Raw genomic sequence first — 970 nt, 5'->3', positions numbered from 1 at the left:
AGGGACACGCGTTCACGTGGCCCACGCCAGAGCCGCCGCATCGATGCTCGCAGCTCTACGTCGAGCCGGTGCTGCTCGAAGCGGCACGACGCAACGCCGCATGCCAGGTGCACTTCGCATCGCGCGTCGTCGAATTTTTGCAAGGTGACGAGTCGGTCAGCGCAACCGTCGAACTCGATGCAACCGCGACGCGCGCCGCCGAGACCCGCACCGTGACCGCGCGCTATCTGATCGGCTGCGACGGTCCGCGCAGTTTCGTGCGCAAGTCGCTCGGCATTCGCCTCGAAGGCGTGGCAGGCGAGAAACGCGAATTCATGGGCGGACAGATGGATGCCGTCTACTTCTACGCGCCGGATATCTATCGTGTTAGCGGGCGGCGTCCCGCGTGGCAATACTGGACCTTCAGCCCGACGCAACGCGCGCTGATCATCGCGGTCGATGGCACGGGCCACTTCATCATGAACGTGCAGACGCGCGATGGCGAAGCGTCGGACGCCGACAGCGTGCGACGCCGCATCGCCGAGGCGATCGGTGCCGACATTCCCTTCGAGGTCAAGAGCACATCGACGTGGACCGCAGGCTTCGCGCTGGTCGCCGATCGCTTCTCGGCGCAACGCGTGTTCCTCGCCGGCGATGCCGCGCATCTCTTCACGCCGACGGGCGGCCTCGGCTACAACACCGGCATCGACGATGCGGCGAACCTCGCGTGGAAGCTCGAAGCGATGGTCAAGGGCGTCGCGGGCGATGCGCTCGGTGCGAGCTACGAAGCGGAGCGGCGGCCGGCCGCGTTGCGCAACACGGCGTTTGCCAGAGGCTTCGCCGACAGCATTGGCCACGTCCAGCTTCCGGCCGCCGCCTACGAGCCGGGTGCGGCGGGCGATGCCGCGCGTGCCGCGGTCGGCGATTACCTCGCCTTTAACGCCACCGCCGAATTCGTGATCCCGGGCGTTCACCTTGGCACGCGCTATGA

The 970-nt window shown here is 67.1% G+C and carries 1 protein-coding gene; it reads left to right on the top strand.

The annotated features are described in order from the left end of the window. On the top strand, window positions 1-970 hold a 970-nt coding region (locus tag AWB67_RS38550), incomplete at both ends, for an FAD-dependent monooxygenase (protein WP_200822439.1).

Origin of the sequence: Caballeronia terrestris (assembly GCF_001544515.1) — a bacterium.
GTDB classification, from domain to species: Bacteria; Pseudomonadota; Gammaproteobacteria; order Burkholderiales; family Burkholderiaceae; genus Caballeronia; species Caballeronia terrestris.
Note: the sequence above shows the minus strand (reverse complement) of the source record. Positions and strands in the feature narration are given on the sequence as shown.